We start from the raw sequence: 22,067 nt of genomic DNA, 5'->3' as shown, positions 1-22,067 counted from the left end.
CTTCTCTATGTGTGCGATTTAGCTTGCGAACATTAATGGAGTTACTCAAAACCCTTGGGCACTTGCAGATGCCAATCGGTGACTTGCTGATAGCGATGCGCGACGTTCAACAACTTGGCTTCGCTAAAATAGCTGCCGATCACCTGCAAGCCGACCGGCATGCCGTCGACGAAGCCGGCCGGAACAGACATGGCCGGCAAGCCGGCCAGATTGATGGCGATAGTGTAAATATCTTCCAGATACATCTGCACCGGGTCGCTGGTCTTTTCGCCGATGCGGAACGCGGTGCCGGGCGAAACCGGCCCCATCAACACGTCGACTTCCGACAAGGCGCGTTTGAAATCGTCGCTGATCAAGCGGCGCACTTGTTGAGCTTTTAAGTAGTAGGCATCGTAGTAGCCGGCGGACAAGGCGTAGGTCCCCATTAAAATCCGCCGTTTGACTTCGGCACCGAAGGCTTCGCCACGCGAGCGGGTGTAGAGGTCGGTCAAGTCTTGGGGATCCTTGCAACGGTAACCGAATCGCACGCCGTCGTAACGCGACAGGTTGGACGAGCATTCGGCCGAGGCGATCACATAATAGGCTGGAATGGCTAGCTCCAGGTTGGGCATGTCCACTTCTTTAACGTCGGCGCCGAGTTTGCGGTATTCGTCGACCGCTGTCTGAATCGTCGTAGCCATTTCACCGTCCAGCCCGGTGCTGAAAAACTGTTTCGGCAATCCGATTTTCAAACCTTGCAGGCTGTCGTTCAGGCCGGCGCTGTAATCCGGCACAGGTCGGTCGACGCTGGTGGAATCCTTGGGATCGAAACCGGCCATCACTTGCAGCAGCAGTGCCGCGTCTTCCGCGCTGCGCGCCATCGGGCCGCCCTGATCCAGACTGGAGGCATAGGCAATCATGCCGTAGCGCGATACCCGACCATAGGTAGGCTTTAAACCGGTGATGCCGCAAAATGCCGCCGGTTGCCGTATCGAGCCGCCGGTATCGGTACCGGTGGCCGCCGGCGTCAGCCGGGCGGCCACCGCAACGGCGGAACCGCCGGATGAGCCGCCCGGCACGCAACCGGTATCCCACGGATTGTGCGCTACCCCGTAAAAACTATTTTCGTTGGACGAGCCCATGGCGAACTCGTCCATGTTTAATTTACCCAACATCACGCCGCCGGCCCGGTTGAATTTCTCAACCACCGTGGCGTTATAAGGTGCGATAAAGTTGTCCAGCATTTTCGAAGCACAGCTGGTTTTAGTACCCAGTGTGCAGAAAATATCTTTCTGCGCCAGCGGAATACCGGTCAACGGCCCGGCCGCGCCGGCCGCCAGCAAGGCATCCGCCGCCCGCGCTTGTTGCAAGGCGCTGTCTTCGCAGACCGTAATAAATGCATTCAAGGTTTCATGCCGGCGAATGCGGCTTAAAAAAGCTTGCGTCAATTCCGTGCTGGAAAATTGCTTGCCGCGCAACGCGGCCGCCAGTTCGGTCAGGGTAAGATTGTGCATGATCATCCTTAATCGATAACTTTGGGTACTAAATAAAGCCCGGCCTCGGTTTGCGGGGCAATGGACTGGAACAGACCGCGTTGATCGGTTTCGGTCACCGCATCGTCTCGGAGGCGCTGCATCTGATCCAGGGGGTGGGCCATGGGAGCCACGCCATCGGTATTCAATTGCCCCATTTGCGTCATCAAATCCAGCATGTTGGACAAGTCACTGGCATAACTATCGATTTGATGTTCCTGAATGCCCAACCTGGCGAGGTGGGCGATTTTTTTCACGTCACTGGCCGTCAACGACATCATTAAGCTCCCTTATTGGTAATGTAAATATGATACTTTATATCTTGCCCAACCGCCCGCTTGATTGATAAAGTAGCGGGATTTTCTGTGCGCTTTGGTGTAATCATGTTCAAACGAATTCGCGGCCTCTTTTCCAACGACTTATCGATCGATTTGGGCACCGCAAATACCCTTATTTACGTTCCCGGCCAAGGAATCGTGCTCAACGAACCTTCCGTGGTTGCCATCAAGGAAGACAAGGTTCGCGGGCAAAAAACCATTGCGGCCATCGGCGCGGAGGCAAAAAGCATGCTGGGCCGCACACCCGGCAACATCACCGCCATCCGCCCGCTGAAGGACGGCGTGATCGCGGACTTCGCGGTCACCGAGCGCATGCTGCGCTATTTCATCAAAAAAGTGCATGAAAACAAACTGCTGCGCCCCAGTCCGCGTATTTTGATCTGCGTACCCTGCGGTTCCACGCAGGTCGAGCGCCGCGCCATCCGCGAGTCGGCCGCCATGGCCGGAGCGCGGGAAGTCTATCTGATCGAAGAACCGATGTCGGCCGCCGTGGGCGCCGGCCTGCCGGTCGACACCCCGCACGGTTCCATGGTGCTAGACATCGGCGGCGGCACCTCCGAGGTGGCGGTAATTTCCTTGAACGGCATCGTCTATTCGGCTTCGGTCCGTATCGGCGGCGACCGTTTCGACGACGCCATCATCGCCTATGTGCGGCGTAATTACGGCACCCTGATCGGCGAAGCCACCGCCGAAAAAATCAAACACGAAATCGGCGCCGCCTACCCCGGCAGCGAAGTGCGCGAAATGCAGGTCACCGGCCGTAATCTGGCCGAAGGCGTGCCGCGCAGCTTTTCCCTTAACAGCAACGAGATTTTGGAAGCCCTGCAGGAACCCCTGTCCGGCATTGTCAGCGCGGTAAGAGTGGCGCTGGAGCAAACGCCGCCCGAACTGGGCGCGGACGTCGCCAGCCGCGGCATCGTACTGACCGGCGGCGGCGCCTTGTTGAAAGACATCGACCGTTTGATCGCCGAAGAAACCGGCCTGCCGGTATTCATTGCCGACGACCCCTTGACCTGCGTCGCCAGGGGCGGCGGCATGGTTTTGGAAATGCTGGACAAAAAAGGTGCTTCGGCATTTTCACTCGAATAAGCCTCAACTCCGCCGGATATTGACGGACTGGGAGCGGCCGCCGTTGCGCAAAATGGCGACCGCCGCAGCAATCTAATCGCTGTGTTAATATTTGGCCTCCTTTAACCGACATCCGCGTTTCGCGGTGTTTGTCGCTTTGTTATCACGCTTGAGGTTGTGCCATAAAACTCTTATTTGCCCAAGGCCCATCGCTTAACACGCGCCTGTTGGTGGCGATTCTGGCCTCGCTCGCATTATTGGTAACCGATTTCCGCACACCACACCTGCACCCGCTGCGCGCCGTCCTGTCCATCGCAACCCATCCGCTTCAACTGTTGGCCAGCCTGCCCGGAGACAACCTGAAATCCATCTCGGGCACGGTACTGTCCTATCTGGAGCTGCAAAAGGAAAACCGCCGCCTGAAGGAAACCCAGTTGATCAATGCCGGCAAACTGTTAAAACTGGAAGCTCTGGAAAAAGAAAACATCCGGCTGCGCGTATTGTTGGAAAATTCCTTCCGCCTGGGCGAACAAGTGCTGATTGCCGAATTGTTGTCGGTAAAACTGGCGCCCTACGAACATACCGTGGTGGTCAACAAGGGCACGCGATTCGGCGTGCATCCGGAGCAGCCGGTGCTGGATGCCAACGGCATCGTCGGCCAGGTGATACGCGCCCTGCCCTCCAGCTCGGAGGTCATGCTGATTACCGACCCAGACCACGCCATTCCGGTCGAGGTCAACCGAAACGGTCTGCGAACCATCGCCTTCGGCACCGGCCTGCCCAATCGCCTGCAACTGCCGTTTTTAGCCAAAAACGCCGACATCGTGCCCGGCGATCTGCTGGTCACCTCGGGCTTGGGCGGCGTGTTTCCGGCAGGCTATCCGGTGGCGGTGGTGGATAAATTCGAAACCCGCCCGGACAAGTCTTTCGCCAACATATACGCCACCCCCAAAGCCCAGCTGGAAACCAGTCGCGAATTCCTGATCGTCTGGAGCGATACAAACCCGGTGTTTTTGGATAAAGACAAAGAACCGCCACCGGCCGAACAATTGGAAACCGAGCATGCCAAGCCATAGTCCGTCCGCGCCCTTATACTTCATCGCGACGCTGGCTTGCGCCATGATACTCAGGATCATGGACCTGTTTCCCGGTACGGTCGAATTCAATCCAGACTGGATAGCGCTGGTTTTGATTTATTGGTCCATCGCCCTGCCCGAACGATTCGGAGTATTTACCGCGTTTACCGCCGGCTTGCTGACCGATGTACTGACCAGCCACTTGCTGGGCCAATACGCGCTGATTTATGCCCTTTACAGTTATTTCAGCATCCGGCAACACCGCAGGCTGCGGCAATTTCCGCTGATACAGCAATGCGTATTCGTGTTTTTCTGTCTGCTGGGCGGCCAAAGCCTGATCTTCGGCATGGAAAGCATGCAGGCCGCCAATCGCCTGCCGTTGTCGTTTTGGTATCCGGTGCTGACCGGCGCCTTGCTGTGGCCGCTGGTATTTTCGGCGCTGAGGGCAATTCGGGTTTTGGCGCGCATCAGCTAGAACCATGGATATACAATTTGCCATCAAGGACTCTCTGGCGGAAAACCGGATCTTCCTCAGCCGCATTGTGGCGGCTTTTTTACTGATTCTGCTGTTGATTACCGGCCTGATTGTCCGATTGATATATCTGCAGGTGGTCGGGCACGAGCATTACGCCACCATGTCCAAGGACAACAGGATCAAGATTGCCCCGTTGCCGCCCACTCGCGGCATCATATACGACCGCCACGGCCGCATGCTGGCGGAAAATGTCCCCACTTATAGCCTGGAACTGATCCCCGAGCAAATCAAGGACCTCGACGCCACCTTGGCGAAACTGCAAAAACTGCTGGCCATTCCCGACGAAAAAATCGAACAGTTTCAAAAACAGAGAAAGCGTAACAAAGCCTTTGTCACTACGCCGCTATTGCAAAACCTGTCGGATGAAGACGTGGCAAAATTTGCCGTGGTTCGACCTTATTTTCCCGGCGTCGACGTCTACGCCCGCTTGGTGCGGCATTATCCCTACGGCGAACTGGCCGCGCACGTGGTCGGCTACGTGGGCCGCATCAACGAACAGGAAGTAAAATCCCTGCCCACCGCCGAATACCGCGGTACCGATATCATCGGCAAAAACGGCATAGAAAAATCCTACGAATCCCAATTGCTGGGCACCGCCGGCTACGAGGAAATCGAGACCAACGCCCAGGCCCGCGCCGTCAATACGGTCGCCACGGTGGAGCCTATCGCCGGCTCCAATATTTATCTGACCCTGGACATAGACCTGCAAAAAATCGCCTACGACGCCTTGGGTGAGTACAACGGCGCCGCCGTCGCCATCGACATCAAAACCGGCGGCGTCTTGGCCTTTGCCAGCCGACCCGGCTTCGACCCCAACCCGTTCGTGACCGGCATCTCCAACGCGGAATACAAAGCCTTGCGCGATTCCCCCGATCAACCGCTATATAACCGCGCCCTGCGCGGACTGTATCCGCCGGGTTCCACCGTCAAACCCTTTTTCGCCCTGGCCGGGCTGGAATACGGCGTGATCGATTTCGGCCACCGCTTGTTTTGCCCGGGCTATTACCAACTGCCCAACGTCAAGCACAAATACCGGGATTGGCGAAAAGGCGGGCACGGCATGGTCGACATGAACGACGCCATCACCCAGTCCTGCGATGTTTATTTTTACGATCTTGCCTTGGCCCTGGGCATAGACAGAATGTCGGAATTCATGCACCGCTTCGGTTTCGGCGAAAAAAGCGGCATCGATCTGGTCGGCGAAATCAGCGGCCTGATGCCGACCAAGGAATGGAAACGCAGCCATCGCAACCGGGCCTGGTATCCGGGAGAAACCGTAATCACCGGCATCGGCCAGGGCTACACCCAGGTGACGCCCCTGCAACTGGCCCGCGCCACCGCCATCCTGGCCAATTACGGCAAGGTGATTACCCCTCACTTGGTGCAGGAAATCATCACGCCCGATTACGCCACGCCGCCGGATTTGTTGCCGGACAGTAAAATCCCGTTAAAAAAACAGCATGTCGATAACATCATATTCGCCATGACCAACGTGGTACACGGCAACCGGGGCACGGCCGGCCGCCTGTCCAAAAACATCAACTACCAGATTGCCGGTAAAACCGGCACGGCCCAGGTTTTTACCGTCAAACAGGAAGAAAAGTACAACGAGGATGCCATCGACTTTAAAATGCGCGACCATGCCTTGTTCATCGCCTTTGCGCCGGTTCACGATCCCAAAATCGCCGTGGCCATCGTCGCCGAACACGGCGGCCACGGCGGCTCGATCGCGGCGCCGATGGCCGGTGAGATCATCGATGCCTATCTGAATCCCAAAAAGGATAAGCCGCATGAAAATTGAAATGCGTACCGAACAATTTCAAGCACCGTCCCTGCTCGGCAACCTGCTGCGAAGATTACACATCGATATTCCGCTGTTTTTGATCCTGATCCTGATTTGCGCGCTCAGTTTTGTGATCCTGTATAGCGCCGGCGGACAAAACGAAGCCCTGTTGCTCCGCCATGCCAGCCGCACCGGACTGGCCATCGCGGTGATGGTGGTGCTGGCCCATGTCAATCCGCGCCGTTTTCAGGCCTTTTCGGTGGCTTTTTTCAGTCTGTGCGTACTCTTGTTGCTGGCTGTCGCCGTGATGGGGCAAATCAGCATGGGCGCGCAGCGTTGGCTGGATTTGGGTTTCTTTCGCTTTCAACCCTCGGAATTCACCAAGATCTCCGCGCCGATGATGGTGGCGTGGTATTTGTCGGAACACCCGCTGCCGCCCAAGCCGAAAAATGTCCTGGTGGCCGCCGTGTTATTGCTGATTCCGGTGTTGTTGATCGCCAAGCAGCCGGACTTGGGCACCTCTTTGCTGGTGGCCAGCTCCGGCGCGGCGGTACTGTTTTTCGCCGGCCTGTCCTGGTGGTTCATGATAGGCATAGGCGTGACTTTGGCGGCCATGACGCCGGTGTTGTGGCATTTTTTACGCGAATATCAACGCAACCGGGTACTGACCTTCATCAATCCGGAAGCCGACCCGATGGGCACCGGTTACCATATCATTCAATCGAAAATCGCCATCGGTTCCGGCGGCATCCATGGTAAAGGCTGGCTGGGCAGCACCCAATCCAAACTGGATTTTCTGCCCGAGAGTTCCACCGACTTCATTTTTGCCGTGTTTGCGGAAGAATTCGGTTTGTTCGGCTGCGTGGGCCTGCTGTTTCTCTATCTCTTGGTCATCAGCCGTTGCTTTTATATTGCCGTGCAATCCCAGGATACCTATTGCCGCTTGTTGGCCGGCAGTCTGGCCTTCACCTTTTTCGTTTACGTGTTCGTCAACATCGGCATGGTAATCGGCATTTTGCCGGTAGTTGGCGTGCCCTTGCCCCTGGTCAGTTACGGCGGCACCTCCCTGGTGACCCTGATGGCAGGCTTCGGCATGTTGATGTCGATCCACACCCACCGCAAACTTTTACCCATTTGATCGCCGCTTATGAAAACCCAGCCCCTGCTTTCCGCCGCCCTGTTCTGTGCAGCCCTGTTTGCGGCCAAGGCGGCAAACGCCGAAATTCCGCAAACCGAAGCCTTAAACCGTTTTATCGGACAAATGGTCAAACAACATCATTTCAACGAAGCGGACCTTAAACATCTGTTTCAGTCCGTGAACATTCAGCAAGCCATATTGGATGCCATGGCTAAACCGGCGGAAGGCAAGCCTTGGCAGCAATACCGCGAAATATTTCTGACAGAATCCCGCATAGACGGCGGGGTGCAATTCTGGCGCGACAACCAAGCCGCCTTGAGCGCGGTTGAACGAAACAGCGGAGTGCCGGCGGAAATCATCGTTGCCATCATAGGCGTGGAGACAAAATACGGCGCCTTTACCGGCAAATACCGGGTCATGGATGCCTTATCGACGCTGGGCTTCGCCTATCCGTCCCGTAGCGAGTTTTTTCTGAAGGAATTGGAAAATTTTTTGCTGCTGAGCCGGGAAGAACACCTGGATCCACTGCAACCCATGGGTTCGTATGCCGGCGCCATGGGTCTGACCCAATTCATGCCCAGCAGCTACAGGGCCTACGCCAGGGATTTCGACCACGACAACAAGCGCGACATTTGGCATAACCCCAGCGATGCCATTGCCAGCGTAGCCAATTATTTCGTCGCCAACCATTGGCAACGCGGCGGCGCGATTGCCTATCGAGTGTCCGCCAAGGGACAGGGCTATAAAAGCGCTTTGACCAAGGGCGTAAAACCGGACATGCCCCTAGGACGCTTACGCAAATTGGGTATCCAAGTTCCGGCCAAGCTTGCCGACAAGGAACAGGTCAAATTACTCAGCTACCCCTTTAGCGACCACGAAGAATTATGGCTGGGCCTGCATAATTTTTATGTGATTACCCGCTATAACCACAGCCCCCTCTATGCCATGGCGGCTTATCAGCTCAGCCGGGCCATACGCGAGAAAAAAGCACAAAATTAAACCACTCCGCCCCAGCGCTCGATCAGTCGGTATTCCACGCCGGCCGGCGTGGCTACCGACTCCAGCAAACCGAAACCCCGCGCCCGCCAGACTATCGGCTCGAATGTCATATCCGGCAGATTTTTGGCTTTTCGCGCCAAGGTGACATGCGGGCGGTAGGGCCGTTTATCGAGTCCGATGCCGAGCCGCTCCGCCCGCAGGGATAATTCGGCGACCAAGGTCGAAACCGGCGGGGGGCATTGACCGGCGGCCAAACACAGCACCGCCGGTTTTTTCCAGAAACACAGGCGATCGAACTTCAGCTCCATGGCTTGAACCGGCAGGCTCGCCGCCGCTTGGGCGAGCGCTTCCTGCTCGGCCCGATCGATATTGCCCAAAAACACCAGGGTCACATGCAGATTGTCGGCGGCGACCGGCTTACCGGCATGACTCAACGCTTGAGAAAGCCGATGGCATTGCCGACGGGTTTCCTCGTCCGGCCACAGGGCAAAAAACAGCCGCTTCATGCCGCGGTTTCGGATAGCAATTGCTGAAGCAGACTTTCCAGTTCCGGAAACAGGCCGAAACGACAGGCACGCACGATGCCGCATCTGTCGATCACGACCTGAGAAGGAGTCCCCTGCAATTGAAAACGGCTGAAGGTTTCCGGCCGGTATTCCAATTGCCGCAAATAGGCACCGACCCGTTGTTTGAGCTGTTGCTGAAAAACCGGAGACTCCCGGCCGAATTGCGGTACATGCAGCCGGATGTAGTCGTCGATGTCCTGCTCGCCAATCGGCTGGCGCATTTCAATCAACTCATCCATGCCGACCGGAAAGGGAATTCGTCGCTCCCAGCGGCCGTTTGGCAATTGCCCACGCGCCGACAAGGCCTTGAAGGTCTCGCCCGTCAACTGCCCGCTTTGCAACAAGGCGGCGAGATTTTGCCGGGTGTTTTTATCAAAGTCTTCGAAAGCCGTCGCCAGACCCAAAACGGCCAAACCCTGGTCGGCTAGACGCTCATGCAAATCAATCGCTAGCGGCAAGGAATATATGAAACAGCCGGGGCAATTGACTTGAAAAACTTCCAGCAACACCACCCTTCCCAACAAGCCGTCGAGCGTAAACTCTCCGCCTTGCAGCCATTCCGACACCGCAAGGGCTGGCGCTTTCTCGCCAATATGCAACAAGCCCATCGTGCGCCCCTTTATTACAGATAATTGAACAGAGACAAGTTCTGTACCTTGGTAAAGGCCTGCTGAGCGGCTTGCAGCGATGTTTGCTGCAAGGCGAATCGGCTCAGGGCGTCGGCATAATCGAGATCGCCCATATCCGAGGCCGTGGACTGATTCTGTAAAATGTAATCGGCATTCAGGTTTTCCTGGCTATCCAGAGCATGCAGGCGCGCACCGGTGGATGCGCGGGTAATTTCAAAGCGTTTCAGGGCTTCATCCAGGTCGGTCAGGGAATTCCTGTCCGGGCTATTGTTTTGCAAGTCCTGCGATAAGCGAGCAATGGCTTGAAACACGTTGCTTATCGAGCCGGGGACCAAAAAGCCGGAGGTATCGATATCGCCGAAGACACGATTGCCCGGATCGGCATCCGTCACGGTGCGTTCGGGACCGATGGCGATCTGGCGCCAACTTTCGGGCTCGCCGTCGTAGGCATATTCGCCCGCGCTTACACTGAACGCCGGCACGTTGGATTTCAGCCCGGAGAAAAGGTATTCGCCGTTGGCGTTTCGGGTATTGGCCAACCCCATCAAATGTTCGTTCAGCGCAGCGATTTCCAGAGCTGTCTGCTTGCGGTTTTCCGGATTGTTGCTGTCGTTCAGGGCCTGCACCGTCAACTCGCGAATCCTCTGTATCGTATCCGTGGCGTTGTCGAGACTGGATTCCTGCAGTTCCAGGCGCTGCCGCGCCGCATCGATATTGACCTGATACTGTTGATGCCGCTGGATGTTCTCTTGCAGATTGATCAGGCCGGTGGCGGCCACGGGATTCTCCGATGGCGTCAAGTATTTTTTACCGGTCGACAACTTCAATTGGGTTTGAGTCAGCTTGGCCTGCTGCTCCAGCATGGCATTGACGCTCAAGCGATGTTGCTGGGTGGTTGACACTCTCATGATGACTCTCCTTAACGCACTATGCCGATCAAGGTATCGAACAGCGTACTGGCAACCGATACCGCCCGCGCGGCGGCCTGATAGGAATTTTGAAATTTGATCAAATTGGCGGCTTCCTCGTCCAGATTGACTCCGGCCAAATTTTCCCGCGCGGCGGTGGCCTGATTGAACAAGACTTCCTGCGCGCTACGGCTCACGCCGGCCGTGCGGGTTTTCGAACCGACATCGGCCACCAGTTGCCCGTAAACCTGGGTCAAGGAATTTTTGCCGCCCAGCATCATATTCAGCGACTCCAGGCGCGCCAGCGCCAGCGCATTGGCGTTGTCGCCCGGCAGGTCGGGGACGCCGGCTACCGCAATCTGGCGCGGATTACCGATGGCCGGATCGAGCTTTAGCGAGCCGGCGGCTTTAAAGAACGGACTGACCTGAAACGAATCGCCCACGTTTACCGAACCGGTGCCGGAGAAATTTAACGCAAAACCGAACGCCGCCAGATCGGCATCGCTTAAATCGGTATGTACGCTGTTATCGCTTAAATTGGTCAGCGTGTACAGCGAACCTCCGGTGACATCGATCCGGTAGGACGCTCCCAGATTCGCCGCATCCACGGGCAGGACGAAGTCAACGGTTACCACCAGATTGCCGTCTTGCGCCTTGCTGATTACCGGCAGTTTGGTCGCCGAGCCCAAATTGAAAAAGTCCGCTCCGGTACTGCCGTTGAGATCGTAACCGCCCTGATGGATTTTATTGAATTCTATCGCCAATCCGGTAGCCAGCAAACCCATTTGATTCTGCGCCGGATCCAAAACCTGGTCCCTGAAGCGCAAGTTGCCATAAATCTCCCCGCCGCTCAAGGTAGGCGTAATATCCTGCCCGCTCAGCATCAGCAGCATGCGCGACGGGTCTGAGGGCGATCCCTGCAAACTCATGCCGAAAGCGGTGTTGCCTAGCACCAGCGGTTGGCCCTGCCCGGCGAACACGCTGAAACTGCCGTCCGCCTGCGGCACCACCGCTATATCCAGTTTTTCCGCCATCTTGGCGAGCAGTAAATCGCGTTGATCCATCAAGGCATTCGGTAATTGTTGCCCGGATGTCTTGCCGATAGAATCGGTGATCTGTTTGTTCAGATCGGCAATCGATTTGGCAAAGCTGTTGACTTCCTGCACGGATGTTTGCAGATTGCTGTTGACTTGCTGCCGTATGTCGTCGAAGCGCGCCGTCATGGTATTGAAATGCTTGGCCACCGCATCGCCTTCCGCCAACATGACCTGACGCGCCGGCAGCGAGGTCGGATCGTTGGCGACATCGTTGACGCTGTTGAAAAAGGATTTCATCGCCGAAGACAGTCCTGTCGCTTGATCGGCAAGCAGATTATCGATGCGGCTGGACAATTGGTAAAAACTATCGACATCGTGAAATGCCGTGGCGCTGGAACGCATCTGTGTATTGATGAACTCGTCATAACTGCGTTTGACATTAGTGGCGTTGACGCCACTGCCCAGATAGCCGTGGCCGATAAATTGTTCCGGACTGGTTTGCAGTTCCACCCGCTGCCGGCTATAGCCCTCCGTATTGACGTTGGCAATATTGTTACTGGTGACATCCAGCGAACGTTGAAAAGCCGCCAAACCCGATAAGGCCGAACTTAAAATACCGATAGCCATAAAGCCTCCTAACCTACCTCAGCCATCGCACGACCGGCAATCTGACTGTTATAGATACTCATGATTTTTTCCGCATAACGCGGATCCGTGGCGTAACCGGCTTTTTGCAATTCCCGTACATATTGCGCCGGGTTGCCGGCTTTTTTCAGTGCCTCGCCATAGCGGGGATTCGATTTGATGAAGTTGACGTAATCGTCAAAACTTTGTTTGTAAGAATCATACGATCTGAATCCGGCCATTTCCCTTCTTGCCACCGCTCCATCGTATTCCAGGGTCGATACCCGCGCCTGCCTGCCTTGCCAGCTTTTATCGGCCTTGATATTGAATAGATTAAAACTGCTGTCGCCCTGGCTGTTTTTTATCACCGATTTTCCCCAACCGGTTTCCAGCGCGGCCTGCGCCAGCAACACATTGGCATCCACGCCCAATTCGTTGGCCGCCTCGCGGGCGTGCGGCAATAATTGACTCATAAAGATTTGCTTGTTGACGGCAACTTCGCCGCCCGAGGTTTGTCCGCGCAAGCTCTGCCACTGCTCCTCCAACGCTTGCTGGCTTTGTTCCAGCCGGGCCAAACTTTCCTGTAGGCGATTCAAGCCGGAGTCTTCCATGGCTTGCGCGGTTGCCGAACCGTCAACAACCTTGGGAGCGGGGCTGTTTGGATTCATGGCCTTAGCGCTCACACCCATGGCCCGATTCAAATAATCGCCGGCTTTCATCCCTTCCTGGTCCTGATCCTTTTGTTTGGGGGATAGCTGTCTGGCGATCAAATCCGCCATGCCGATTCCCGGTTTACCGGACAGTTCAAGCGCCATTTGTTGATCGAACATATCGCGGTAAAACTCGCTTTGCTTGCTGTCCATGGCGCCATCGGCCAGTTTGGCTTGCCGCATGCTTTTCAACACCATGGTCAGAAATACCGACTCGAACTGTTTGGCCACTTCCTTGATGGCTTCCGGGGTTTGCTCGCGGGCGCCTTGCTTCAGCTTGGCCAAGCCGTTGAAATCGGTATATACGGATGCGCTATCTGTGTTCAACATGGGAACCTCCTGCCTTAAACCTTATGGCCTTCTTACTAAATCACTATCAATTCCGCCCGCAGGGCGCCGGCCGATTTCAGCGCTTCCAAGATCGCCACCAGATCGCTGGGACCCGCGCCCACATCATTGACGGCCTTGACGATTTCATCGAGGGAAACGCCGGGGTTGAATACGAACATATGGTTGTTCTCTTCTTCCACCGATACATCCGACTGCGGGGTCACCGCGGTTTGTCCGCCGGATAAGGGCGCCGGTTGACTGACTTGCGGATTTTCATTGATGGTGACGGTCAGGCTGCCATGCGAAACGGCGGCCGGTTGTACTCTGACCTTGCTGTTGATGATCACAGTGCCGGTTCTGGAATTGACGATGACCTTGGCGGGCGCGTCGTCCGGCGCCAACTCTATGTTCTCGATGACCGACACGAAGCCCACGCGTTGGCTGGGATTGGACGGCGCCCGCACGCTGACAGAGGTGCCGTCTACCGCCCTGGCGGTATCCGCGCCCAAGGCTTTGTTGATGGCATCGGCCATCCGGTTGGCGGTGGTAAAATCCGAGTCGTGCAAGTCGAACACCACATCGGTACCTTCTTCAAACGACGTCGGCACCGTGCGCTCTACCGTGGCTCCGGCGGCAATACGGCCCACCAGCGGGTTGTTCACGGTAATTTTCGAACCGTCCTGACCGGAAGCGCTCAAACCTCCCACCACTAAATTACCCTGGGCCACGGCGTAGACATTGCCATCGGCACCGCGTAGAGGCGTCATCAACAGAGAGCCGCCGCGCAAACTTTTGGCGTCGCCGATGGAAGACACGGTAACGTCAATTTTTTGACCTGGCTTGGCAAATGCCGGCAATTCGGCGTGAATACTGACCACGGCAGTGTTTTTGGAGCGGGGATTGGCGTCGGGCGGCAAGGTTATGCCCAGGTTGCCGGCCATGTTGCGCATGCTTTGCCGCACGAACAAGGACGATACGTCGCCTGATTTATCCAGGCCGGTCACTAGACCGAAGCCTACCAGTTGGTTGGTACGCACGCCGGAGACCGTGGCCAAATCCTTGATACGTTCGGCCCGCGCATGGCCGCCGGACGTCAGCAGTGCCAGCAATAGGATTGAACCGAAAATTTTGTTCATTGTCGTCTCCGCAAGCGTGGGTTTCGAATATTAAAAGGGAAAGATCGGGCTCAGGAAAAACCGCGCCAACCAGCCGACCTTGCTGGAATCGTTCATGCCGCCGTCACCTCTGTACATGATGGTGGCGTCGGCTATTTTGGTGGACGAAATCGTGTTGGCGGTACTGATGTCGATGGGGCGCACGATACCGGATAATCGCACATATTCGTCGCCGTCGTTCAAGGCCACCCGCTTTTCGCCCCTGACCCGCAGATTGCCGTTGGGCAGCACTTCCACCACGGTGACACTGATGTCGCCGGTCAAACTGTTGCTTTGGTTGGCGATGCCGCCGCCATCGAACGAAGACGATGCAGCCAAACTGGTTTTCAAATCGTGCCCCAAAACAGCTTGGCTGGCTATGCCGAACAGAGTCGGTGCGGTGACCGATACGTTGGTATCCTTCGATGCGGTCATATCGGCCAGTTTTCTGGCTTTGGTGGCTTCGTTCAAGGTCACCGTCAGGACATCGCCCACCCGCCGGGTTTTGATGTCCTCAAACAAGCGAATGTCGTAACCCGATTGATAAATGGCGCCGTTTCTTTGCGCGGGCGGACGCAGGTCTGCCGGTTGTACCGGCGCAAAATCCGGATCCCTTTTGGGCAGCGTGTCGCAGCCGGTGATGCTTACCAGGGCCAAGCCCATAAAAATAATTGCTTTCATGATCGATCTCCCACCTTTAAAGCTGTTGGGTCACGAACGCCAGCATCTCGTCCGTGGTGGAAATAGCCTTGGAATTCATCTCGTAGGCGCGCTGGGTCTCTATCATATTGACCAGTTCTTCCACCACGTTTACGTTCGAGGTTTCCAAGGCGCCCTGTTGCAAAAAACCCAACTCGTCTTCGCCCGGATTCCCGATGATCGGCGGACCGCTGGAGACCGATTCGCGGAACAGATTTTCCCCGACCGGTTCCAGCCCGGTCGGGTTGATGAAGTCGGCCAGTTGGATTTGTCCGGCATTGGTTGGCGTCGCGCTGCCCGGCTGCACCACGTTGATGGTGCCGTCGCGGCCTATGCTGATGCTGATGGCGTCCTGAGGAATAGTGATGTTGGGCTCCACGGTTAGGCCGCCGGAGGTGACCAGTTGACCGGTCGCATCCAGCTTCAGCGAGCCGTCGCGGGTGTAATTGATGTCGCCGTTCGGCATTAAAATTTGAATATAACCGCGGCCGTTGATTGCCACATCCAGGGAGTTTTCGGTCTGCAGAATGTTGCCCTGGGTATGCAGTTTTTCGGTTGCCACGGTCCTCACTCCGGTGCCCAGTTGCAAGCCAGTCGGCAATTGGGTGTTCTGAGTGGTTTGCGAGCCGACCTGGCGGACGTTTTGATAGATCAAGTCTTCAAATAAGGGCCGGGATTTTTTGAAGCCGGTGGTATTGACGTTGGCGAGGTTATTGGAAATAACCGCCATCCGGGTTTGCTGGGCATCCAGGCCGGTTTTGGCCACCCATAATGCTCTTTCTGTCATGACAACCTCCTGACTGACATTTTTTTGTCTTATCAGGAGTAATGCATAAATTATGCCATTTGCATCAATTTGGCGGAAACCCCGGCATTGTCATCGATGGTTTTCATGACCTTGGTTTGCAATTCGAAATTGCGCGACAGCTCTATCATTTCCACCATGGCCGACATGGCATTGACATTACTGCCCTCCAGCGCGCCCTGAATCAGGTTGACATTGGCGTCGGCCGCTGCCGGCGGACCGCCGGCCTGCTTCAGATGCATCAGGCCGTCGTCGCGTTTTTCCAGATTCTGGTTGCCGGGATTGACTAATTTGATGCGTTCCAGCACCACCAGATTGGTCGAATTGGCGCCCTGCGGAATCATGCTGATGGTGCCGTCGCGGCCGATTTCGACCTTTTGCGCCGGCGGTATGGCAATCGCTTGCCCATTTTCGTTCAACAACTGCCGGCCGGCGCCGTTTTCCAGCAAGCCCTGCGGGGTGATGCGCAAATCGCCGGCCCGGGTATAGGCTTCCGAGCCATCCTTGGCCCGCACCGCAAACCAGCCGTCGCCGTTGATGGCTAAATCCAAATCCCGCCCGGTGGTTTGGATGCCGCCGGACGACAAATCGCTGCCGGGACGTTCCGTCATGCTGTAGACTCGGGAAGGATAGCCGGGACCGAAAGCCGGCATTGCGCGAAACTGTTCGAAATCCTGCTTGAAGCCCACGGTCTGGGTATTCGCCATGTTATTGGCGTTAGCGGTTTGCGCAAGCAAGGTCTGCTTGGCGCCGTTCATGGCGATATAAAGGCTACGGTCCATGATCGCTCTCCCTTATCAGATATTGAGTATGGCCTGCATGATCTGGTTTTCGGTGGTGATGGTTTGGGCATTGGCCTGATAATGTTGCTGGGCCACGATCAAATTCACCAGTTGCGCCGCCAGATCGACGTTGGATGCCTCCAACGCGCCGGATTGAATGGTACCGAAATTGTTACCGCCGGCTTCGCCCCGAATCGGCTCGCCGGAATTGGCGCTCTGTCCCCAGGTGGTATCGCCGAGCTTGGCCAAACCATTCACATTGGGAAAACGCGTCAAGGCCACCTGCCCCACCGTTGTCGAACCGCCGTTACTGAAACGGGCAAAGATCACGCCTTCGTCATCGATATCGATGCCGGTCAGCCGCCCGGCCGGCAAGCCGTTTTGCGACATTTCGTTGACGCTGAACTTCTGCTGCACTTGGGTCGACCCTACATAACTGATAGCGGAAATATCAATGGGCGCGGCGCCGTTATTGGGATCGAATGTCGGACTCATGGCAAATATCGAAGCGGTGTCGTCCACCAATTTACCGGCATCGTTGAACACCAGGGTTCCGGTACCGACCGGTGTCTTGACGACCGAGGTCGGATCGGCGCCGCTCAGTACCGGGTCGCTCATAAAATGATAAACATCCCAGTTGTTGTCGGCGGTTTTGACAAAGTAGCTTGTCAAAATATGCGGGGAACCTAGCGAATCGTAAACCGTCACCGAGGTTTGGCTGTTATAACTGCCATTGGTATCCGGGTTGGCGGTATCGAACGCCACCGTGGGCGGTTCATCCTGAGAATTCAGATTGACCACCATTTTTACGCTATCGGTTGCCGATGGCAGGCCGGTCAATGTATTGATTTGTACCGGTTTGGTAACGCCGACGCTAAAACCGTCCGAGACTTTGGTACCATTCGGCTGATACACCAACAAAGCCGCGCCCTGGTTGTTCACCAGATAACCGTCCTTATCCAGTTTGAACTCGCCCGCCCGCGTATACGATAGGTTATTGATATCCTGAGGACTTTTTGCCAGGGTAAAAAAGCCCTCGCCACTGATGGCCAGATCCAGATTGTTTTCGGTAAACGCCAAATTCCCCTGATTGAACTGCTGGGCGACATTGGCTACCCGCACGCCCGCGCCGGGCTGAATACTGCTGACCCCGCCCAGACTGGAGGCGTAAACGTCGGCGAATTCGGAACGCGAACGCTTGAAGCCGACGGTATTGGCATTGGCAATATTGTTACCGGTCACCGCCAGATTATTGGATGCGGCGTTCAAGCCGCTTAATGCTGTTGTAAAGGCCATGACTGTCTCCCACTTATAAGATTTGTTTGATCTGATTGAATTTAACCGGGTCCAGCCCCGTCAGGTTGATTTGCAGGGCACTGTTGCCGCTACCCATGGTGACGCTCTTCACCAGCGACTTGATATTGGTTGCCAATGCGGTGTTTTTGCCGTCGATATCCGCTTGCACCCGTATGTCGTAAACGCCCGGATTGGCAAACTGCCCGTTGCCGTCCATGCCGTCCCAACTGAAGGGTGTCGAACCCGCCGGCTGGGAACCCAGGTTGAGTTCGCGCACGGTTTCGCCGGTTTGCGGATTGAGTATGCTGACTTTCACGCTGGCTGAACTGCTGGGTAAATCGAAGTCGCCGGACACCGTGCCTCCGGCCGAGAGCAATGCCTGCCGACCGGGCGCGGAAACATAGCGCCCAACCAATCCCGCCGCCTGTAATGCCTGATTGGAGCTGATACTGCCGGCAAAATCCTTGAATGAGGCTTGTAAATCCTGAATGCCCGACACGGTGCTGAACTGCGCCATCTGACCGAGAAACTCGCCGTTTTCCATCGGTTTCATGGGGTCTTGGTGAGTCAACTGGGTGGTCAACAATTTTAAAAATTGTTCCTGTCCCAGGGTTTGTTTTTGTTGGGTCTGGGTAGCGGTGGTCGCCAGACCCAGATTTTTGAAGGTGTCTATTGTGTTAGTGCTCATGACTCATCCTCACTGTCCCATGCGTAAAGTTTGCAAGATCAGTTCCTTGGCGGTGTTCAAGACTTCCGCATTGTTCTCGTAGGAACGCGAGGCCGACATCATGTTGGCCATTTCTTCCACCGTATTGACATTGGGTTTATAGATGTAGCCCAACTCATCCGCCATCGGATGGTTGGGCGCATATTCCATAATCGGCGGTGCCTGATTCTCAACCACCCCCAGCACATTGACGCCGCCGGCGGCATTATCTTTCCGCATGATGTTGTTCAACTCGGTGGCAAATACCGGTTGCCTGGACTTGTATACCTCATCCAGACTGCTGCTGATGCTGTTGGCGTTGGCTATATTGCTGGCAACCAAATTCAGGCGCAGATTTTGCGCATTCATGCCGCTACCGGCAATGTTAAAAATGTTCATGGAAGGCATGGTTATTCTCCGCGTATGGCTGACATCAACCCTGAAAATTTACCGTTGATAAAACGTAAGCTGGCTTGGTATTGCAAGGCGTTTTCGGCATATTTGGCTTGCTCGATATGCGCTTCCACCGTGTTGCCGTCCAAGGAGGCCTGCTGGGGATTTCGGTAAAGCAAATCGGCTCCCAACGTGGTTTGCGGCCCGGCCAGATGCCCTGTCCGGGTCTGCTCCATGCGACCCGCCTTGTCGACGGTCTGCGAGAGCACGGATTTGAAATCCAGATCCCTTGCCTTGTAATCCGGGGTATCCACATTGGCCAAATTGGCCGCAAGGATTTCGCTGCGTTTTTCCCGCAAGGCCAGGGCCTGCGGATGAATACCCAGCGCGTTGTTGAAATTGATTGCCATGTTCGCCACCTCCTGTTTTACAAAACAAAAGCATTGATCATGCCATGGCAATTATTTCGCTTTTTTTCAATCGCTTAAAAAATTTGATCGGCAATTTTGGCGTCAAAAATACGCTGGCGGCACAAAGCGGCAAAAAATTTCCGCCGTAACTGAATGTCAATATTCTGGCGGCTTGCCGTGAGCGAAGGTTGGTGGTTGCGGGGATATAACAGAGGAAACTCGAGCGGAATACGCAAGCGGGCATAATTTGCCTACTCACCCATGTCCGGAAAACTGAATCGATAACCCATGAATTTTTGCTACCAAATCTTCACGGGTTGAAAAATAGCCTGACTGGACCGCCCTAGGATTTTAAGGAGGATCACGGCCGAGAGGTTACGCGATGCCCTCTACCGTTGGCACAAACCTATCGCGCAATGGGGAATCGGATTCAATGCAATAATGTGTCCGCGTCAAACGGAATGGTACGTACGTAACTGCTTTTGGATTGCCGTCAACAGGGAATCGGGGTCAAACTTGGCTAAAAACTCGTTGGCTCCCACTTTTTGCACCATGGCGGTATTAAAGACACCGCTCAGCGATGTATGCAATATCAGATAAATATCACGCATGGCGGGATCGCTTTTGATTTTGGTGGCCAGGGTATAGCCATCCATGCGCGGCATCTCCACATCGGAAATAATCATGGCGTAACGATCCTGAATCCTGACCCCTTCGGCAACCAATTGGGTCAAATGCTCCCAGGCTTCCAGACCGTCCTTAAGCGTCGTGCACTCGATGCCGATTTGTTCGCATACTCTCTTGACTTGATTGCGCGCCACCGAGGAATCGTCCACCACAAGGACATGATCGTTCTTACCGGACACTTCCGCATCTATGGTTTCGGCCGCCGCTTCATCCCGACCGCCAATCACCTCCTTCATTACTTTTTCAACGTCGATCACTTCGATCAGCTCGCCGTCCACATTGGTGACGGCCGTCAGGTAACTTTCGCGACCCGCGCCGGTCGGCGGCGCCTTGACCTGCTCCCAGCCTATATTGATGATGCGGTCGACCGAGCCGACCATAAATCCCTGGATGGAACGGTTGTATTCGGTGACGATGACATAAGCCCCTTCTTCGCGGGACAACGGCCGCATACCGATAGCCATTGACAAATCCAGCACCGGTATGGTTTTTCCGCGTAAGTGAGCCACTCCGCAAATGACGGAATGCGAGTTGGGAATTTGGGTCAATGGCGGACACTGAATGACTTCCTGCACCTTAAACACGTTGATGCCGAAACGTTGCCGGCTTGCCAGTTTGAACAACAGCAACTCAAAGCGATTATGCCCCGCCAGTTTGGTACGCTGATCAACGCCCTCTAAGACTCCAGCCATAAATACCCCCTCAAAATAATGATTGAAAGAATTATAGCCACTTTGGATTGGCGGACTGCCAATAATTTTTTGGTATGTTTTCTGCTTGAAGGTGCCTAGAGTCAATAAACCGACATTCGCCATGAAAATAATCAACTTATCGTTCTGCCTGCTGCTGTTTGCAAGCCCGTTGACCGAGTCTGCGTCGTTTCAATCGCTACCCGCGATGCAGGACGCCGTACAAAATTTCGTGCAATCGTCGTTGGACCCCGCCGGCCAATATCAACTTAGCGCTGCCCAAATCGACCCGCGCCTGCAGTTGCCAAACTGCACCGAAAACCTGCAGATATTTTCTCAGTCCGGCAATGTCAAACCCGGCCGCAATACCATTGGCATCAGCTGCCCAGGCGCCGAAAACTGGACAATTTACAGCACGGTGGCGGTCAAATCGTTCGAAGCCGTTTTGGTTCTGGCAAAACAACTCAACAGAAACGACAGAATCGGGCCGGAGCATTTCACTATCGAAACCAGGGATGCTTCCATGCTACAACCCGGATATCTGACGGACCCCAACGATATCATCGACAAACAGGCCACCCGCTTTATTCCGGTAGGCAGCGTACTCTATCGCTCGCATTACAGCGAACCCACCCTGGTCAAACGGGGCGAACGCGTCAGCATTCAATCCGGCAAACCCGGTTTATTGATCACATCGACGGGCGTCGCCATGACCGATGGCATAAGAGGACAAAGAATCAGTGTAAAAAATGTTACGTCGCAACGCGTGATTCAAGCCACGGTCGTCAACCTTGGCTTGGTAAACGTCTATTTACAATAATTAAATTAAAGGATGCCGCCATGATGCCGTTAAAAGACATATCCCAATTTTTGCTAGAGATACCGTCATGGCTATTCAATCCATCAACAATGTCACGACCAATGTTGCCGCGCAAACCAAACCGGTCGGCAAAAACCCGCTTGAGTCCTCCAAGCAAGGCAATCCCGCAACCGACGTCGATACCGTCAACATTTCCACGGCGGATGGCATCAAAAAGGCAGTGGATGCAAGCAACTCCGCTCCCGTTGTCAATGAAAGCCGCGTTGCCGAAATAAAAGCAGCCATACAAGCCGGTAACTACAAAATCGACCCGGACCATGTTGCGGAAAAAATGATGCAACTGGAAACAAAACTAGCCAACTCGACATGACGCC

24 protein-coding genes are annotated in these 22,067 nt (G+C 55.2%); 8 read left to right on the top strand and 16 right to left on the bottom strand.

The window, feature by feature from the left end; translation table 11 throughout:
- Positions 1 to 41 precede the first annotated feature (41 nt).
- Together gatA and gatC are read right to left on the bottom strand one after the other, a co-directional pair.
- Positions 42 to 1,493 carry an Asp-tRNA(Asn)/Glu-tRNA(Gln) amidotransferase subunit GatA gene (gatA, locus tag NP590_RS00495; protein ID WP_256600174.1) on the bottom strand — a complete coding sequence of 484 codons (1,452 nt, stop codon included), beginning with the start codon at positions 1,491 to 1,493 and terminating at the stop codon, positions 42 to 44.
- An 8-nt stretch (positions 1,494 to 1,501) separates the two neighbouring features.
- Positions 1,502 to 1,789, bottom strand: coding sequence for an Asp-tRNA(Asn)/Glu-tRNA(Gln) amidotransferase subunit GatC (gatC, locus tag NP590_RS00490; RefSeq protein ID WP_256600317.1), 288 nt, complete (start codon positions 1,787 to 1,789; stop codon positions 1,502 to 1,504).
- A gap of 105 nt (positions 1,790 to 1,894) precedes the next feature.
- On the opposite strand from gatC, the gene NP590_RS00485 reads away from it, so the two are divergent.
- From NP590_RS00485 to mltB, 6 genes are all read left to right on the top strand, one after another.
- Entirely contained in the window at positions 1,895 to 2,938 is a 1,044-nt protein-coding gene (locus NP590_RS00485) for a rod shape-determining protein (RefSeq protein ID WP_256600173.1), read from the top strand.
- Between the two features lie 161 nt (positions 2,939 to 3,099).
- Positions 3,100 to 3,993: a rod shape-determining protein MreC gene (mreC, locus tag NP590_RS00480; RefSeq protein WP_256600316.1), complete on the top strand. Its 894-nt coding sequence runs from the start codon at positions 3,100 to 3,102 to the stop codon at positions 3,991 to 3,993.
- A complete protein-coding gene (mreD, locus tag NP590_RS00475) occupies positions 3,980 to 4,468 on the top strand; it encodes a rod shape-determining protein MreD (protein ID WP_256600172.1) in 489 nt (162 codons plus the stop codon). Before mreC ends, mreD begins: the two co-directional genes overlap by 14 nt.
- A 4-nt stretch (positions 4,469 to 4,472) precedes the next feature.
- Entirely contained in the window at positions 4,473 to 6,329 is a 1,857-nt protein-coding gene (gene mrdA / locus NP590_RS00470; RefSeq protein ID WP_256600171.1) for a penicillin-binding protein 2, read from the top strand.
- On the top strand, positions 6,319 to 7,449 hold the full coding sequence (gene rodA, locus NP590_RS00465) for a rod shape-determining protein RodA (protein WP_256600170.1): 1,131 nt from the start codon (positions 6,319 to 6,321) through the stop codon (positions 7,447 to 7,449). Before mrdA ends, rodA begins: the two co-directional genes overlap by 11 nt.
- A 9-nt stretch (positions 7,450 to 7,458) precedes the next feature.
- The gene (gene mltB, locus NP590_RS00460; protein ID WP_256600169.1) at positions 7,459 to 8,448 is read left to right on the top strand and encodes a lytic murein transglycosylase B; all 990 of its coding nucleotides are present in this window, start codon (positions 7,459 to 7,461) and stop codon (positions 8,446 to 8,448) included.
- On the opposite strand, the gene thpR is transcribed toward mltB, so the two are convergent.
- The 14 genes from thpR to NP590_RS00390 all read right to left on the bottom strand — a co-directional run bounded on the left by thpR (position 8,445) and on the right by NP590_RS00390 (position 20,876).
- The gene (gene thpR / locus NP590_RS00455; protein ID WP_256600168.1) at positions 8,445 to 8,954 is read right to left on the bottom strand and encodes an RNA 2',3'-cyclic phosphodiesterase; all 510 of its coding nucleotides are present in this window, start codon (positions 8,952 to 8,954) and stop codon (positions 8,445 to 8,447) included. The genes mltB and thpR overlap by 4 nt on opposite strands.
- Positions 8,951 to 9,622: a thioredoxin domain-containing protein gene (locus NP590_RS00450; RefSeq protein WP_256600167.1), complete on the bottom strand. Its 672-nt coding sequence runs from the start codon at positions 9,620 to 9,622 to the stop codon at positions 8,951 to 8,953. The genes thpR and NP590_RS00450 overlap by 4 nt, the downstream gene beginning before the upstream one ends.
- Before the next feature lie 14 nt (positions 9,623 to 9,636).
- Positions 9,637 to 10,551, bottom strand: a complete 915-nt coding sequence (gene flgL / locus NP590_RS00445) for a flagellar hook-associated protein FlgL (RefSeq protein ID WP_256600166.1) — start codon at positions 10,549 to 10,551, stop codon at positions 9,637 to 9,639.
- Positions 10,552 to 10,562: 11 nt separating this feature from the next.
- Positions 10,563 to 12,215: a flagellar hook-associated protein FlgK gene (gene flgK / locus NP590_RS00440; protein WP_256600165.1), complete on the bottom strand. Its 1,653-nt coding sequence runs from the start codon at positions 12,213 to 12,215 to the stop codon at positions 10,563 to 10,565.
- Between the two features lie 8 nt (positions 12,216 to 12,223).
- Positions 12,224 to 13,252 (bottom strand): flagellar assembly peptidoglycan hydrolase FlgJ, encoded by a 1,029-nt coding sequence (gene flgJ, locus NP590_RS00435; RefSeq protein WP_256600164.1) that lies wholly within the window; start codon positions 13,250 to 13,252, stop codon positions 12,224 to 12,226.
- Between the two features lie 35 nt (positions 13,253 to 13,287).
- Positions 13,288 to 14,388: a flagellar basal body P-ring protein FlgI gene (locus NP590_RS00430; RefSeq protein ID WP_256600163.1), complete on the bottom strand. Its 1,101-nt coding sequence runs from the start codon at positions 14,386 to 14,388 to the stop codon at positions 13,288 to 13,290.
- A gap of 30 nt (positions 14,389 to 14,418) precedes the next feature.
- Positions 14,419 to 15,087, bottom strand: a complete 669-nt coding sequence (gene flgH, locus NP590_RS00425; RefSeq protein ID WP_256600162.1) for a flagellar basal body L-ring protein FlgH — start codon at positions 15,085 to 15,087, stop codon at positions 14,419 to 14,421.
- Positions 15,088 to 15,103: 16 nt separating this feature from the next.
- Complete coding sequence (gene flgG, locus NP590_RS00420; protein WP_256600161.1) at positions 15,104 to 15,892, bottom strand: flagellar basal-body rod protein FlgG; 789 nt, start codon at positions 15,890 to 15,892, stop codon at positions 15,104 to 15,106.
- Between the two features lie 50 nt (positions 15,893 to 15,942).
- Positions 15,943 to 16,692 (bottom strand): flagellar basal-body rod protein FlgF, encoded by a 750-nt coding sequence (flgF, locus tag NP590_RS00415; RefSeq protein WP_256600160.1) that lies wholly within the window; start codon positions 16,690 to 16,692, stop codon positions 15,943 to 15,945.
- A 15-nt stretch (positions 16,693 to 16,707) separates the two neighbouring features.
- Positions 16,708 to 17,988: a flagellar hook protein FlgE gene (gene flgE / locus NP590_RS00410; protein WP_256600159.1), complete on the bottom strand. Its 1,281-nt coding sequence runs from the start codon at positions 17,986 to 17,988 to the stop codon at positions 16,708 to 16,710.
- 13 nt (positions 17,989 to 18,001) lie between these two features.
- Positions 18,002 to 18,676 (bottom strand): flagellar hook assembly protein FlgD, encoded by a 675-nt coding sequence (locus NP590_RS00405; RefSeq protein WP_256600158.1) that lies wholly within the window; start codon positions 18,674 to 18,676, stop codon positions 18,002 to 18,004.
- A 9-nt stretch (positions 18,677 to 18,685) separates the two neighbouring features.
- Positions 18,686 to 19,102, bottom strand: coding sequence for a flagellar basal body rod protein FlgC (gene flgC / locus NP590_RS00400; protein ID WP_256600157.1), 417 nt, complete (start codon positions 19,100 to 19,102; stop codon positions 18,686 to 18,688).
- A gap of 2 nt (positions 19,103 to 19,104) precedes the next feature.
- The gene (gene flgB / locus NP590_RS00395) at positions 19,105 to 19,497 is read right to left on the bottom strand and encodes a flagellar basal body rod protein FlgB (protein WP_256600156.1); all 393 of its coding nucleotides are present in this window, start codon (positions 19,495 to 19,497) and stop codon (positions 19,105 to 19,107) included.
- 452 nt (positions 19,498 to 19,949) lie between these two features.
- Positions 19,950 to 20,876 carry a chemotaxis protein CheV gene (locus NP590_RS00390; RefSeq protein WP_256600155.1) on the bottom strand — a complete coding sequence of 309 codons (927 nt, stop codon included), beginning with the start codon at positions 20,874 to 20,876 and terminating at the stop codon, positions 19,950 to 19,952.
- Between the two features lie 121 nt (positions 20,877 to 20,997).
- Between NP590_RS00390 and flgA the strand changes: the two genes are divergently transcribed.
- Together flgA and flgM are read left to right on the top strand one after the other, a co-directional pair.
- On the top strand, positions 20,998 to 21,693 hold the full coding sequence (gene flgA, locus NP590_RS00385; RefSeq protein WP_256600154.1) for a flagellar basal body P-ring formation chaperone FlgA: 696 nt from the start codon (positions 20,998 to 21,000) through the stop codon (positions 21,691 to 21,693).
- 67 nt (positions 21,694 to 21,760) lie between these two features.
- Positions 21,761 to 22,063, top strand: a complete 303-nt coding sequence (gene flgM, locus NP590_RS00380) for a flagellar biosynthesis anti-sigma factor FlgM (RefSeq protein ID WP_256600153.1) — start codon at positions 21,761 to 21,763, stop codon at positions 22,061 to 22,063.
- Positions 22,064 to 22,067: the final 4 nt, after the last annotated feature.

This window comes from Methylomonas subterranea (assembly GCF_024505185.1).
Classification (GTDB): domain Bacteria; phylum Pseudomonadota; class Gammaproteobacteria; order Methylococcales; family Methylomonadaceae; genus Methylomonas; species Methylomonas subterranea.
The sequence above is the reverse complement of the archived record's forward strand: the minus strand, read 5'-3'. Positions and strand labels throughout refer to the sequence as shown.

What these genes read in the sequence shown, in the direction of transcription:
- gatA (WP_256600174.1), bottom strand. Translation starts at nt 1,493, where the DNA reads ATGCACAATCTTACCCTGACCGAACTGGCGGCCGCGTTGCGCGGCAAG.
- gatC (WP_256600317.1), bottom strand. Translation starts at nt 1,789, where the DNA reads ATGTCGTTGACGGCCAGTGACGTGAAAAAAATCGCCCACCTCGCCAGG.
- NP590_RS00485 (WP_256600173.1), top strand. Translation starts at nt 1,895, where the DNA reads ATGTTCAAACGAATTCGCGGCCTCTTTTCCAACGACTTATCGATCGAT.
- mreD (WP_256600172.1), top strand. Translation starts at nt 3,980, where the DNA reads ATGCCAAGCCATAGTCCGTCCGCGCCCTTATACTTCATCGCGACGCTG.
- mrdA (WP_256600171.1), top strand. Translation starts at nt 4,473, where the DNA reads ATGGATATACAATTTGCCATCAAGGACTCTCTGGCGGAAAACCGGATC.
- rodA (WP_256600170.1), top strand. Translation starts at nt 6,319, where the DNA reads ATGAAAATTGAAATGCGTACCGAACAATTTCAAGCACCGTCCCTGCTC.
- mltB (WP_256600169.1), top strand. Translation starts at nt 7,459, where the DNA reads ATGAAAACCCAGCCCCTGCTTTCCGCCGCCCTGTTCTGTGCAGCCCTG.
- thpR (WP_256600168.1), bottom strand. Translation starts at nt 8,954, where the DNA reads ATGAAGCGGCTGTTTTTTGCCCTGTGGCCGGACGAGGAAACCCGTCGG.
- NP590_RS00450 (WP_256600167.1), bottom strand. Translation starts at nt 9,622, where the DNA reads ATGGGCTTGTTGCATATTGGCGAGAAAGCGCCAGCCCTTGCGGTGTCG.
- flgL (WP_256600166.1), bottom strand. Translation starts at nt 10,551, where the DNA reads ATGAGAGTGTCAACCACCCAGCAACATCGCTTGAGCGTCAATGCCATG.
- flgK (WP_256600165.1), bottom strand. Translation starts at nt 12,215, where the DNA reads ATGGCTATCGGTATTTTAAGTTCGGCCTTATCGGGTTTGGCGGCTTTT.
- flgJ (WP_256600164.1), bottom strand. Translation starts at nt 13,252, where the DNA reads ATGTTGAACACAGATAGCGCATCCGTATATACCGATTTCAACGGCTTG.
- NP590_RS00430 (WP_256600163.1), bottom strand. Translation starts at nt 14,388, where the DNA reads ATGAACAAAATTTTCGGTTCAATCCTATTGCTGGCACTGCTGACGTCC.
- flgH (WP_256600162.1), bottom strand. Translation starts at nt 15,087, where the DNA reads ATGAAAGCAATTATTTTTATGGGCTTGGCCCTGGTAAGCATCACCGGC.
- flgG (WP_256600161.1), bottom strand. Translation starts at nt 15,892, where the DNA reads ATGACAGAAAGAGCATTATGGGTGGCCAAAACCGGCCTGGATGCCCAG.
- flgF (WP_256600160.1), bottom strand. Translation starts at nt 16,692, where the DNA reads ATGGACCGTAGCCTTTATATCGCCATGAACGGCGCCAAGCAGACCTTG.
- flgE (WP_256600159.1), bottom strand. Translation starts at nt 17,988, where the DNA reads ATGGCCTTTACAACAGCATTAAGCGGCTTGAACGCCGCATCCAATAAT.
- NP590_RS00405 (WP_256600158.1), bottom strand. Translation starts at nt 18,676, where the DNA reads ATGAGCACTAACACAATAGACACCTTCAAAAATCTGGGTCTGGCGACC.
- flgC (WP_256600157.1), bottom strand. Translation starts at nt 19,102, where the DNA reads ATGCCTTCCATGAACATTTTTAACATTGCCGGTAGCGGCATGAATGCG.
- flgB (WP_256600156.1), bottom strand. Translation starts at nt 19,497, where the DNA reads ATGGCAATCAATTTCAACAACGCGCTGGGTATTCATCCGCAGGCCCTG.
- NP590_RS00390 (WP_256600155.1), bottom strand. Translation starts at nt 20,876, where the DNA reads ATGGCTGGAGTCTTAGAGGGCGTTGATCAGCGTACCAAACTGGCGGGG.
- flgA (WP_256600154.1), top strand. Translation starts at nt 20,998, where the DNA reads ATGAAAATAATCAACTTATCGTTCTGCCTGCTGCTGTTTGCAAGCCCG.
- flgM (WP_256600153.1), top strand. Translation starts at nt 21,761, where the DNA reads ATGGCTATTCAATCCATCAACAATGTCACGACCAATGTTGCCGCGCAA.